Genomic DNA, 14,392 nt, shown 5'->3' with positions numbered 1-14,392 from the left:
TTTTAGTAAATAGCAGAAATGAAAAATTAGAACAATGAGGTGAGAAAAATGACAAAAAGAAAGCGTCATGTCATTAAACATGACAATGTTGTTGTTTTTCCGGGCGCTGTCCAAACTTTAATACGTGAAGGACATATGTTTGCTGAAAATTTTCAGTATGAAAAAGCGGTGGCAAGCTTTGAAAAGGCATTTGTGTACGAAGCTGGAGATGAATTTGCTCTTAGTGCTTATGCTTTCGCTTTGTATGAATTAAAGGACTATAGCAAGACAAAGGATGTTTGTGAGCAATTATTTTCAATGGGTACGTCATTTTATGTAGAAATCATGGAATTGTACATTACCGTATGCATGCAGTTAAAAGAATACCATCAAGTAGAGTCATTAATTTCAACGCTACTTGAAGAAAATGTTTTGCCTCAGGATCAAATTGAAAAATTTGAACGCTTAAAAAATTTGAATAGTGAAGTGTCTAAGAATCTAGAAAAAAAAGAAAATGCACAACGTTTAATAGAAGAACAAGAATATGACCTTGAGAAATTTAGGGCACTTAGTCCAAATGAGCAATCCATTCGCTTACATCGACTTATGGATACAAATGTAAGACAATTAAAAGAGCCGTTGAAAGAGATTATTGAATGTTCCACGATCCATCCGTTTGTCCAGAGTCTAGCACTTATATTATTAGTAGAACAAGAAGTAGCTATCAATGTTACAGTAGCCAAATTTAATCAAACCAAAGTTGTTAATCCTACTGAATTAGTATTGCCTAACCAGCTACCGCAGTATGGAGAAATAAAAAATATACTAGAAGTGAAGCTAGAACAAGACCCATCGACTTTGGAAATGGTACAATATTTAATGGCAAAGCATGCCATTGTAACGTATCCATTTGAATGGCACCCGTTCGAAGCAGATGATGTTGCCTATAGTTATATTGATTTTGTCTTAGCGATGCTTGGAAATGTACAAGAAATGGACTATGAAATCATTGACTTTTTACAAATGTTAGAAAAGCTAACAGAACTACATTAGGTATGAAATAAGTTGAAACTATACACATCTATGTTATACTAAAATGGTTGTCAAAATCGTAGTTACGAATGAATTGTCTAACATCTTAAACTTGATTATTTATTTGGAGGTATTTATACATGTCAGCAAAATGGGAAAAACAAGAAGGTAATATCGGTACTCTTACAATCGAAGTACCTGCTGCAGAAATCGACGCAGCAATGGACCAAGCGTTCAAAAAAGTTGTAAAACAAATTAACGTACCAGGTTTCCGTAAAGGTAAAATGCCTCGTAAAATGTTTGAACAACGTTTTGGTATCGAATCTCTATACCAAGATGCATTAGAAATCATCGTTCCTGAATCTTATGCAAAAGCAATTGATGAAGCTGGAATTATGCCAGTTGATTACCCAGAAATCGCTGGTACAGAAAACTTTGTACACGGTCAAGATTTCACATTCACTGCACAAGTAACAGTGAAACCAGAACCAAAGCTAGGAGACTATAAAGGTCTAGAAGTATCTAAACTTCCAGTAGAAGTAACGGATGAAGAAGTAGATGCACAAATTCAAGATCAATTAGCTCGTAAAGCAGAGCTTGAAATCAAAGAAGACGAAGCAATCGTAGAAGGTGATACAGCTGTGATCGACTTCGAAGGTTTCGTTGGCGAAGAAGCTTTTGAAGGTGGTAAAGGTGAAGACTATCCACTAGAAATCGGTTCAGGTTCATTCATTCCAGGTTTTGAAGAGCAATTAGTTGGTGTTAAAGCTGGCGAATCTAAAGATGTTGTTGTTACATTCCCAGAAGAATATCATGCAGCTGAATTAGCTGGTAAAGAAGCTACTTTCAAAGTAACTGTGAAAGAAGTTAAAACAAAAGTTCTTCCTGAGTTAAATGATGAATTCGCAAAAGAATTAGATCCAGAAGTTGAAGGCGTTGAAGCTTTACGCGCTAAAATTAAAGAACAAACTGCAGCTCAAAAAGAAACAGAATCAGATGCAGCTCTTCGTGATGAGCTTGTAGAAAAAGCAGCTGAAAATGCGGACTTTGAAGTACCAGCAGGTATGATCAACTCTGAAACTGATCGTATGTTACAAGAATTTGGTCAACGTTTACAAATGCAAGGTATGAATCTAGACCTTTACTACCAATTCTCTGGTCAATCAGAAGAAGACTTACGTGGCCAAATGAAAGAAGAAGCTGAAAGCCGTGTGCGTGTATCATTAACACTTGAAGCAATTGCTGAAGCTGAAAAAATTGAAGCATCTGAAGCTGATATTGAAGCAGAATTAGAAAAAATGGCTGCTCAATTTAACATGACAAAAGATCAAATCACAAGTGCTTTAGGTGGAACAGCAGTACTTGAAAATGACATCAAAATCCAAAAAACAGTTGAATTTTTAGTAGAAAACGCTAAAATTACTGAATAAGATTTTGTGTAATTAGATAGCCCAAAAAAAACAAGGTACGGCATTCATCCGTGCCTTGTTTTATCACATAAACTCTTAGCAATCAGTCCCCTTAACATTTAATTCACTTTATACTTCACTTATACATAGTATTGTTTTAGTTTTTATCTTCATTCAGCAGATGTTTTTGTATCCAAAGTATTATGTCAGGTACAAAAAACTCCCATCTCACATAGATGGCGAGCTGTAAGCCTTTTAACCTTTTTAGTGTGTGTTTAAACCACGACTGAATGAAGATAGTGCCTGCTGGCAGGCGGCAAGGATTTAGATGAAGTCCTGGCGCTATTAGAGTCAAGGCGAAATTGATACGATGCTAAACTTAACTTCATTCAGAAAGGTTCTAACTAAATAAAATTTATTTTTTGAGTGATATACCCTTGGTTGATGAATGTAGTAGATTTATAAATAGAGATCAGTAGTTTGTAGTGTGTCGGAAGTGAATAAATGTAACTTTATAGCAGTATAAGGTGGCGAAGTAAGCAGGTTCCTATAGCATGCTTCGAAAGACAAATGAAGTAAAGTACATGACGATGCGTTATAATCTACACATGCATAATTACTGAGGCGTAAATGATGCAGACAATTTATTTGATAAAGGTTCAATAATCTTGTAAGATTGTTGCTTGAATAGGGGTGAAACATATTGTTCAAATTTAATGATGAAAAAGGCAATTTAAAATGCTCATTCTGTGGAAAACCACAAGAACAAGTGCGTAAATTAGTTGCAGGTCCAGGTGTTTATATTTGTGATGAATGTATCGAGCTTTGTTCAGAGATCGTTGTAGAGGAACTAGGTGTAGAAGAGGAGATCGAATTCCAAGATATTCCAAAACCAAAAGAAATCTTAACGATTTTAGATGAGTATGTAATTGGACAAGAGCGTGCTAAAAAAGCATTGGCAGTCGCAGTTTACAATCACTATAAACGTATCAATACGAATAGTAAAATTGATGATATTGAATTAGCAAAATCGAACATTGTGTTAATCGGCCCAACTGGTAGCGGTAAAACTTTATTAGCTCAAACGTTAGCACGTATTTTAAATGTTCCATTCGCTATTGCGGATGCTACCTCCTTAACTGAAGCAGGTTATGTTGGTGAGGACGTTGAAAATATTTTATTAAAGTTAATCCAATCAGCTGATTATGATATCGAACGCGCTGAAAAAGGGATTATCTATATTGATGAAATTGACAAGGTTGCACGTAAGTCGGAAAATCCATCTATTACACGAGATGTTTCCGGCGAAGGTGTTCAGCAGGCACTCCTAAAAATTCTTGAAGGAACAGTTGCAAGTGTTCCACCACAAGGAGGACGAAAACATCCTCATCAAGAATTCTTACAGATCGATACAACCAATATTCTTTTCATTGTTGGCGGTGCATTTGATGGTATTGAAACCATCATTAAACGACGTCAGGGTGAAAAAGTAATAGGATTCGGTTCAGATCCGAATAAAGTAGATGTAGATGAAGGTTCTATCATGTCCAAGCTGATTCCTGAGGATTTATTGAAATTTGGTTTAATACCAGAGTTCATTGGTCGATTACCTGTACTTGCGAGTCTGGAGCAATTAAACGAAGCAGCACTAGTACAAATTTTAACAGAGCCGAAAAATGCACTAGCCAAGCAATATCAAAAAATGCTTGAATTAGATGGCGTTGAGCTTGAATTTGATGAAGATGCTCTTGTGGCAATTGCTAAGGAAGCAATTGAACGTAAAACAGGTGCGCGTGGTCTTCGTTCAATTATTGAGTCAACAATGCTTGATGTAATGTACGAATTACCTTCACGTGAAGACGTGAAAAAATGTATCATTACAGCAAAAACAATTACGGATAAAGAAAAACCGAAATTGCTTCTTGAAGATGGCACTGAACTCGATGAAGGTAGCGACACTAAAACTTCAGCATAATGAATAGACGTGGCTGTCTACCGTTGTGAGATAGAGAGTAATTAGCTGACTTCGATTGTGCAATATTCGCACATATCGACAGTCAGCTTTTTATTCATTCCTACATAAAGCCAGCTGTAACTTGAAGAAATTTTTGGCTCGCTTCAATATCTAGTGTGAATCAACTTTTTAAACACATACTAGTAGCGCGGGATGTTAACATGAAAATTTTGACGGAGGTGAATGCCCGCATGGTGACAATACAAAAAACAACAAATGTACCATTATTGCCTTTGCGTGGACTTTTAGTATTCCCATCGATGGTGTTACATATTGATGTGGGTAGAAATCGTTCTGTAGCGGCGCTTGAGCAGGCAATGTTAGAGGACCAAATGATTTTATTGGTAACACAAAAAGAAATGCACGATGAACAACCTGAAGAGCAAGATTTGTATTCAGTTGGTACAATTGCTTATGTCAAACAAATGCTTAAATTACCAAATGGCACGTTACGTATCCTTGTAGAAGGAGTTGCTCGTGCAACGTGGAAAAACTATCGTGCGTTAGAGAAGTATACGGTTGTCGATATTGAAATTAAAGAGGAGTCAACGGAAAAAGATGTAGAAACACAAGCATTGATGCGGACATTGTTGACGTATTTTGAAAAATATGCAAAATCCTCCAATAAAATTACAACTGAGACGATCAATACTGTAACGGATATTGAAGAGCCTGGCCGTTTAGCTGATATTATTGCTTCTCATTTGCCGTTTAAAATTGCCGACAAGCAAGAAGTATTGGAAATGCTAAGCGTTAAAAAACGACTAGATCATTTAATTATTCGCTTGCATGATGAACAGGAAGTATTGGATCTAGAAAAGAAGATTAATTCCAAAGTAAAGCAGTCAATGGAGCGTACGCAAAAGGAATATTATTTACGTGAGCAAATGAAAGCTATCCAAACGGAGCTGGGAGATCGCGAAGGGAAAACTGGAGAAGTTGCAGAATTACGGAAGCGTATCGACGAAGCTGGTATGCCAGAAACAACAAAGGAAGCAGCACTGAAAGAATTAGATCGCTATGAAAAAATACCTGGAGCTAGTGCTGAGAGCGGTGTTATTCGCAATTATATTGATTGGCTTATTTCATTACCGTGGACAAATGCTACAGAGGATCGCATGAATATTGCCCATGCTGAAAATATTTTAAACCGAGATCATGATGGATTAGAAAAAGTCAAAGAACGTGTTCTAGAATATTTAGCAGTACGTCAGCTGAAAAATTCACTGCGAGGACCTATTTTATGCTTAGCAGGGCCTCCTGGTGTTGGTAAAACATCATTAGCTCGCTCCATTGCCGAAAGTTTAGATCGAAAGTTTATTCGTATTTCTTTAGGTGGTGTTCGAGATGAATCGGAAATTCGCGGACATCGACGTACGTATGTTGGTGCAATGCCAGGACGTATTATTCAAGGAATGAAAAAAGCAGGTACCATTAATCCAGTATTTTTATTAGATGAAATCGATAAAATGTCGAATGATTTTAGAGGTGACCCTGCAGCAGCAATGCTTGAAGTTTTAGACCCTGCACAAAATAATACATTTAGTGATCATTATATTGAGGAACCATATGATCTATCTAATGTGTTATTTATTGCAACTGCCAATGATTTAAGTAGCATCCCAGGACCATTATTAGATCGTATGGAAGTAATATCAATTGCAGGCTATACTGAAATCGAGAAAGCTCAAATTACAAAAAATCATCTTATACCAAAGCAGCTTAAAGAGCATGGCTTGAAAAAAACGCAAGTGGTAATCAAAGATGAAGCAGTCACTGATATTATACGTTATTATACTCGGGAAGCAGGAGTTCGCGGTTTAGAACGACAAATTGCTACGCTTTGCCGTAAAATTGCCAAAGTAATTGTATCTGGTGAGAAAAAACGCGTAACGGTTAGCTCAAAATCATTACAAGATTTACTTGGTAAACATCGTTTCCGCTATGGACAGGCTGAAAAGGAAAATCAAGTGGGTGTCGCTACTGGACTTGCTTATACAACAGTTGGTGGAGATACATTACAAATTGAAGTTTCTTTAACACCAGGTAAAGGGAAGTTACAACTAACTGGTAAGCTTGGTGAGGTAATGAAGGAATCTGCTCAAACAGCCTTATCCTATGTTCGTACGAAGATGGAACACCTTAATGTGGATGCTGAATTTTTTGATACACATGATATTCATATCCATGTGCCAGAGGGTGCAGTACCTAAAGATGGACCTTCAGCTGGTATTACAATGGCAACAGCTATCGTTTCGGCTATTTTACATCGCCCGATTCGCCGCGAGGTAGGTATGACAGGTGAGATTACCTTGCGTGGCCGTGTATTGCCAATCGGCGGCTTAAAAGAAAAAACATTAAGCGCTCACCGTGCAGGATTAACGACAATCATTTGTCCAAAGGATAATGAACGCGATATAGAGGATATTCCTGATAGTGTACGTGAGCAACTAACATTTAAACTAGTGACATCGGCTGATGAAGTTTTAGCCTATGCGCTGGACGGAGGTTTTTAAAAAAATGAAAGTCCATAATGTCGAAATGGTCATTAGTGCGGTACGACCAGACCAATATCCAGAAGATGGACTGCCAGAATTTGCATTAGCAGGTCGTTCCAATGTAGGAAAGTCTTCCTTCATAAATCGAATGATCGGACGTAAAGCTTTAGCACGTATTTCATCTAAGCCTGGTAAAACACAAACCCTTAACTTTTATAAGATTGAAGAACAGCTATTTTTTGTAGATGTTCCAGGGTATGGTTATGCAAAGGTTTCTAAAACAGAGCGTGAGGCATGGGGAAAAATGATCGAGCGCTATTTTACAGGACGCCAGGAGTTAAAAGCAGTCGTACAAATTATAGATTTGCGACATCCTCCGACAGCTGATGATCGTATGATGTATGATTTTTTAAAGCATTACAATATTCCTTGCATTGTCATCGCAACAAAGGCAGATAAAATTCCAAAAGGTAAGTGGGATAAACATAAGAAAATTGTCAAAGAGACACTGGAGATGGAAAAAAGTGATTCACTTATTGTCTTCTCATCAGAAACGGGTCTTGGCTTTGAGGAAGCTTGGAAAACAATCGAAAATAAAATGTAATAAAAAACATCTATTGTATCTAAACCGTTAGGACAATAGATGTTTTTGTATTTTCAATCGAGTGGTGTAGAAAATTAGGGAAAATACTTGATGATGAAACTATTTGTCCGATAAATTAGATAGGAGGTGGACTAGATGGATATCGCAGCTTTATCGATGGCAATGAACCAAGCAACACTTATGCAAAATGTATCTTTAGCTGTTACGAAACAGGCAATGGAAATGCAACAGCAAAATACAGAACAGTTAGTTGAAATGTTAGATGCTCCACATCCAACAGCCGGACATACAATTGATATTCAAGTATGAAGTAGGCAAGGTAGCTTGATGTTAAAAGCTACCTCAACTTTTGTTTTTAGAAATAAATTCAAGAAGGCCTAAAATGTAACTTTTCGAATAAGAAAAACTACCAATAATACGATATACTAATAATTAGTAAGGAGGCAGGTTTTTTGAAAAAATATTTATACATACTGATGATTACGTTACTGATGATAGTTGGTTTTTCCTTTAATCAATCTGCTAAAGCAGCCCAACTAGTGACAGGGACATTTGTTGATGTAACGTTTTCAGAATATACGAAGCCTGATGGTACGATAGAAAAGCAACTTAGTAAAATTACATTGGAAAATGATCGTGGACGAACAGTAACGTTTAATATTAATAAAAATACTAGATTATATATTAATAATACGTCTACAACGATTGAGGGTTTTAAGATGGGGATGGAAGTCGAGGCTGAAATTTCTCTTAGAAGTGTTGTTGAACTTCGCGGTACCTCTCATACACCAACAGAAACAAATGTACCATCAACAGGAAGCAGTAACGGTAAAACAACTGCTGGTGTCGTCACGAGTATTGATCCAAATGGTTTATTTATCATGGTAAAACCAGATGTTGGCGCAGAAACGACATACTATTTAAACAAAGAAACCAATTATCAAAAAGGTTCTTCTGCAACAGATATTAGTGCATTATACGTTGGGGATCGAGTTAAATTAAGTTTCAAAAATAAAACTTCCTCAATCATATCAAAGGTAGCTATCAGTGAAACAGGTACGCTCGTTGAAAACTTATATAAAGGCGAGATACAAGCGGTCAATCCTAATGCCAACAAGCTTACCGTGAAAAATCAGCATGCCTTTGTAAACTGGCAATTTGGCTCTCAAACAACAAATGATCTTTCAACTATGCCTTTTACATCCAAAGTACCAATCTATGTTGGGAATACGAAAGTCGAGAAAGGTCAGCTGAAAAATTATATAGGTAGCGAAGCATACTATGCGACCGTTAAACAATTTGGTAAGGAAGTAATCGAGAAAATTGTCGTATTAAAAAATAATGAAAGAACATATTACGAACCAATGCTGTCTGTTGATACAGATTATCAACTATTAAAACTGAAAACAGCAGGAACAATGTATTTCCATAATGGAACTATTTTAATTCGAAATGGACGATTAATTGAACCTACTGGTCTTATGGCATATGGTACTGCTTTTGTCGTGGCTGATGGTGCTACTCGTGATCACTATGCCCAAGTAATACAAGTTACAAGTGATAGCTTCATGTCACCTAATCTTGCAGGTCATGAATTATATTATGGACGCTTATCTCAAGCAGATGGATATGTAATTGAAATTGACGATGCGATGAAGATTGAATCAAATGTTTTCAAGAAAGCAGATCGTACTGTACTGTCAGTTAGTAATACAACGAAAGCTATGGTAGATGACGGCAATAAAACATATAGTGTCATGCCAGATATTGAACTTTACTTATCTGAGGGAGACTATGGTTATTTCTATGTGAAGGAAGGCCATGTACAAGCTCTTCATATTTTAGACAAGGCTAAACCTGTTGCCCCTCTAATGCTTGCAGGGAAACTACAGTCTGTAAAATCTACGTATCCTGCAGTCATTAATGTCAAGAGTGTTAGTCAATGGCAAAATGGTCGTTGGTATGAAGCGGGTGAAATGGTTAATATGAATATTGACCAAGCGACACTGATTAAAGCAGGTAAGGTGATTCAAGCTTCTGACTTACAGCCATCTGATCGTTTAGTTGTATTATCAGATCGATTTGTTAAAGCTCATTTTATTTTGGTAGATTAGTATAAATATTAAACTAAAAAATCTGCGAGTCCCATGCGAATATGTTTCATAATCGAAAGATGAAGAAGTTACTTCGAATAGGCTAAATTGTGTATATATTCGCAAGACGAGCAGATTTTTTAGTTATATTAGAAACAAGCTTCATTATGCACGCAAATGCACAGTGAAAGAGAGGAAAAGCGAATGCAAAAAAAATTATCTAAAATAATGTTTCTAGTCCTTGCTGTCTTTTTGATTGGAACAACTATTCCATTCAATGCATCAGCCGCTTCATTAGAAACAACAGGTGCTGTAAAAAACGAATATACATATGAAGAAGCTGTGTTCCTTTCAGGGACACCTGTTATTTTTAAAGGGACAAGTAAAGATATTAAAATTGCTCAAAAAGAATCAAAAGGTAAATTAACTGAAACGTATAGCATGAAGTTAACAGCAAGCAATGGCGCAACATTGACAAGAAATATTGCCTATGAATCAGATGTAGTGGATTATGCAGTTCTTGGTCAAAAAACATCCAATGGTGAAGTGAAGAAATACACTGAAAAAATCACAATTGGCGCCATTACTTATTCCTTAGTCGATTATCAATTTTCACAAGGAACAGTTACTGATAATCGTGCAGCCTCTGATTATTACTCAGGAAATATTATTTCTAGAAAAACCTATGCTTTTGAAACAGGAAAAGGAAAAAATGCTGTTCAAAACACAGTAACAATTGAAACAGATAGTCGACATGCAGGCTATGAGAACTTCTGGGGTGCGACAGAAACTCAAATCACGGAATCTGTTTATTCTTATAGTGATGGTAAAACAAGTCATGTGAAAAATCGTTTATCTACAAGTAAATCACGTGTTTTAAATTATGAGGAAAATCTCGGTAGCTTAGGGAGTTTTGAAGGTGGATATGCAGTCGTAAGTGAAAAGGATGTTATTTCTGAATATACATACGACCTATCTTCAGGACAAAAAGGTACACTTGATTTAGATACAGAGTACATGCCGACAATTGAACGTCTTATCATTCCTAAATTCAGAGATTTAACAACCCATTATGCGAAAGAAGCAATTGAAAAACTTTATTCTCTAGGTATTTACTCAGATTCAAGTAACTTCTTTTCTCCTAATACACCAATGAAACGTATTGATTTTACGACGGCTATTGGTAAAGCGGTTGATTTACGTGTGTTTGAAGAAAAGAAATCAAAAAAGACACCTACTACAAGTGTTTTTAAAGACTTGAAGCGTTCTATCAAAGATTACGGTTATATTGAATCAGCGTTAAATAAAGGGATAATCAAAGGTGTATCAGCTGACTACTTTAAGCCAGATAATGCTATTAATCGCGCACAGGCTGCAACTATCTTTGTCCGTGCCTTAGGACTTGAAAATAGAGCACCTGATCCTGGTTACTTAACTAAATTTACAGATGACAAACAGATTCCAAATTATGCGAGAGATGGCATCTATATAGCGAATGAACTTGGCTTAATGATTGGTGATGCTGCTGGTCGTTTTAATCCAAATAAACCGCTAACGCGTGCAGAGGCGTCAGTTGTTTTAGAACGATTCTTGAAATATTTAGAGGATGACTTAAAACAAAACTATCGTGATGACATATTGTTCTTTAACTAAAGAAAGGATGGAACAAAAATGACATATGTAAAAAAAGCATTGCTTGCTATGCTTTGCTTCATGCTTCTACTGATGACAGCTACACCTACTGTTACGCAAGCAGCTACAACAATTAGAGATGTTCCAACAAATAGCAATAATTATAAAGCTATTTCATGGGCGGTCGATAATGACCTGATGTCCTTAAATAGTGCAAGTAACTTTTTACCAAATGATCAAGTGACAGATCGCGATCTTGTTCTGATGTTTGCCAAACTAGATCGTAACTATGCTTTATCTTATATTGATAGTGTTGCTTATAATTTCTACAGTGATTTTTATTTACCATTTAATGGTACACATGTAAATACGAATCGAACAAAAGCTGTAACACGTGGCCAATTTGCCCAAATTTACGCGGCTTTTAAAGGCTTGGATTTAGATGAGCCACAGGCAGTTCAATATTTATATTCAAATGATTTATCTACAAGCTCTACAGGCAAAAACACATTCGCTAGCTTTAATCCATCCACAAAACTAACACGGGGTGATGTTGCTGTATTTTTCTATCGTGCTGTTCAAAATAGCACTTTCGCAGTACAAGGATTAAAACGTAGTCCAGCTGGTCGTGATAATGATAGCATTACATTACCACCTGGTTTTATGGGATCTAGTAGTGCTGATTTTGAAGAGCCAAAGGATAATTCAAATGATTTTACTGGACCAAATAATGTTAATAATGCATTGCAGAGTATCGTGGTGGAAAAACCGGATTTAATTGCAAATAATGTAGATACCACACTAGTTACAGTGTCTTTAAAGGCTTGTAATGGTGATCCTATCGCTGATGATAAATCTTATTCATTCCGCGTGAAGGCATCCTACGGAAATATTGTTGATACTGCAGGTGAAGCAGTTGACATTGTCCAATCGGATGGTTCAACGGTATCTGCTATAGTGGTAGCACCAAAATTAACTAAATCAGTACGTGATACAATAACTTTTGAGCTGATTAATAATACGGACCCAGCAATGAAGTGTCTAGTTGGAGAGAAACTAAACGCAGAAGTGCGTTATGCACCACAGCCTGAATTGCGTATTGATTACCAAGTATACGACCCAGCAAATACAGATGATAATGGGAGCGTGATTCCTGAATTTCCAAAAAGTGAAGATATTCCAGAGTTCTTTACGCAAAATTTAATTGATGTTTATAGCCCAGTTCCTCTAGATTCTAATTCAGATAAAAAATTATTTAGTATTGGGCAGCAAACAAATGTGAAGGACGTTTTAGGGAATGTGCAAAACATCTATTTGCGTTACGGTGGATCTGATCCTAAATATCCGGCATTAGGTTATGAAAATGCTATTCTTCAATTTGAAAACTATGATATTTCTGTTCACTTATTTGAGGAACTTTTAAAGACACGTTTTGAGAACTCTGTTACAACGCCAGCTAAAACGGAAATAATGTATTTAATTGCTGACGATGGTCGTCCTATTTATCGCGTTCAGGGCATTGATGATGATATTGCCTCACAGGTAGAAAACATTAATCCAGTAGGCGCCATTATTCAGCTTATGAAAGAAATGCCAGACGAAAAAGATTTAACATTAGAACATTATGACAGTGTTATGAAGATTTATTCGATCTTCACTAACTTAAGTAACTATGACCGCACGGTATTATTAAAATACCAAGGCGGAAAATTACTTGGACAAGTAGAGGCGTTTAAAAAACGAGTAGAGGCCCTAAAGGAAAGTGCGGATGCTGCATCAAGACCTTCAGGAAAAGATCGTTATACAAAAGTAATGGTGACTTTAGTGCGTCCTGGTGGAGAGCCTATTACAGATTATCAAGGAACAGTCAAAATTAAGTATGACGGAGTAGAAAAAACAGCTTCATTCATTACGAACACTTCTGATCCATTAAATAACACAGGGAATCCAGGTACTGCTGTAGCCTACTTTGATTCAGTTATATATGGCAAATCTAAAGTGGAAGCAAGACTTGTCAATCCAATAGACCCTCGCTATGCAACGTCCTTGAAGGGTTTAAAAGATAAAACAGTGACGAAAGATATTTTTACGAATCCATACTTCAGTAAAAACTCTTGTTCTTTAGCAACAGAAATTGCCTATGTAGTGGATTATTCTTCTTCCATGAAGGCTGTTGATCCAACAAATTATCGTGGGAAGAAAATGATTGAACTAATCAATCAATTAAAGGCTAAAAATAACATAGTCATTGAAACCAATACAAAAGCGACAGTACTTGGAGAAGGTACAACAGAAAATGTGTTGAAAAAAGATCTTTATAAAGCATCGAAAGATAAGGGTGCAACCGATATTTTTGCAGGCATCGATATTGCTTTAACAAAATTCTCGAACGATTCGAAAACATCCAAAGCTATTGTCGTTGTATCTGATGGTAAAACGAGTAAATCAAAAATGACAAAAGTTATAAATGAAGCGAAAAAGCAAGGTGTCAAAGTATACACAGTAAGTATGGGCAAAAAATCACAAGTAAATGACGCTACTTTAATGCAATTATCTTCAGAAACGGGCGGAACGTACTTCCATGCAATTGATAATTTGCAATTGCATCAAGTCTTCCAGAAGTTAATTGATACAATTTTATGTAAAACGCAAGCTTCAAGCTGTATCAACCCAGAAGATTTATTTGAAGAGACAAGTGTTTCGCTACGAAAAGGTTATATTACAATGAGTGCTCGAGTTGATGGTAACTGTCAAAACGTTGCGAAGATGAATGTACGTTTTAATTCAATCAGTGGAGATGTCCAGTTTGATTTGCAAAAGCGTAGTGATCAAGTGTATATGTTAACAAAAACTGTTCAAACTATGCAGGACTTTAAAGTCAATGATGAGATTGAGTTTATAGCATACGATAAAGATGGAAATATGATTGCAATAAAGACTGTTACAATAACAAATTAATGAGAAAACTGCCTCCGATAATGGGGGCAGTTTTTTAATTTGAAACAACACGTATAATTTGTTACACTTAGTTTATAATAATTCTAATGTAGATGACGAATTGCAGTTCTTCATGACATGTTCACAAATTATTGATGAACTCTTGTCGAACTGTGCTATAATGAGATTTGTGA

General features: G+C 36.3%; 9 protein-coding genes. All 9 read left to right on the top strand.

The window, feature by feature from the left end; translation table 11 throughout:
- The first annotated feature begins 48 nt into the window (after positions 1–48).
- On the top strand, positions 49–1,032 hold the full coding sequence (locus C7B89_RS17120) for a hypothetical protein (protein WP_048395114.1): 984 nt from the start codon (positions 49–51) through the stop codon (positions 1,030–1,032).
- A 119-nt stretch (positions 1,033–1,151) separates the two neighbouring features.
- Positions 1,152–2,441: a trigger factor gene (tig, locus tag C7B89_RS17115; RefSeq protein WP_048395116.1), complete on the top strand. Its 1,290-nt coding sequence runs from the start codon at positions 1,152–1,154 to the stop codon at positions 2,439–2,441.
- Between the two features lie 682 nt (positions 2,442–3,123).
- A complete protein-coding gene (gene clpX / locus C7B89_RS17110) occupies positions 3,124–4,395 on the top strand; it encodes an ATP-dependent protease ATP-binding subunit ClpX (protein WP_036075657.1) in 1,272 nt (423 codons plus the stop codon).
- A gap of 230 nt (positions 4,396–4,625) precedes the next feature.
- The gene (gene lon / locus C7B89_RS17105) at positions 4,626–6,950 is read left to right on the top strand and encodes an endopeptidase La (protein ID WP_048395119.1); all 2,325 of its coding nucleotides are present in this window, start codon (positions 4,626–4,628) and stop codon (positions 6,948–6,950) included.
- 4 nt (positions 6,951–6,954) lie between these two features.
- Positions 6,955–7,536: a ribosome biogenesis GTP-binding protein YihA/YsxC gene (yihA, locus tag C7B89_RS17100; protein ID WP_048395121.1), complete on the top strand. Its 582-nt coding sequence runs from the start codon at positions 6,955–6,957 to the stop codon at positions 7,534–7,536.
- 135 nt (positions 7,537–7,671) lie between these two features.
- On the top strand, positions 7,672–7,845 hold the full coding sequence (locus tag C7B89_RS17095) for a YjfB family protein (protein ID WP_081011007.1): 174 nt from the start codon (positions 7,672–7,674) through the stop codon (positions 7,843–7,845).
- Between the two features lie 143 nt (positions 7,846–7,988).
- The gene (locus C7B89_RS17090; RefSeq protein WP_066036515.1) at positions 7,989–9,650 is read left to right on the top strand and encodes a hypothetical protein; all 1,662 of its coding nucleotides are present in this window, start codon (positions 7,989–7,991) and stop codon (positions 9,648–9,650) included.
- A gap of 183 nt (positions 9,651–9,833) precedes the next feature.
- A complete protein-coding gene (locus C7B89_RS17085) occupies positions 9,834–11,282 on the top strand; it encodes an S-layer homology domain-containing protein (protein WP_004226619.1) in 1,449 nt (482 codons plus the stop codon).
- An 18-nt stretch (positions 11,283–11,300) separates the two neighbouring features.
- On the top strand, positions 11,301–14,219 hold the full coding sequence (locus C7B89_RS17080; protein ID WP_115674151.1) for a vWA domain-containing protein: 2,919 nt from the start codon (positions 11,301–11,303) through the stop codon (positions 14,217–14,219).
- The last annotated feature ends 173 nt before the right edge of the window (positions 14,220–14,392 follow it).

The organism is Lysinibacillus capsici (genome assembly GCF_003367505.1).
GTDB lineage: Bacteria > Bacillota > Bacilli > Bacillales_A > Planococcaceae > Lysinibacillus > Lysinibacillus capsici.
The sequence above is the reverse complement of the archived record's forward strand: the minus strand, read 5'-3'. Positions and strand labels throughout refer to the sequence as shown.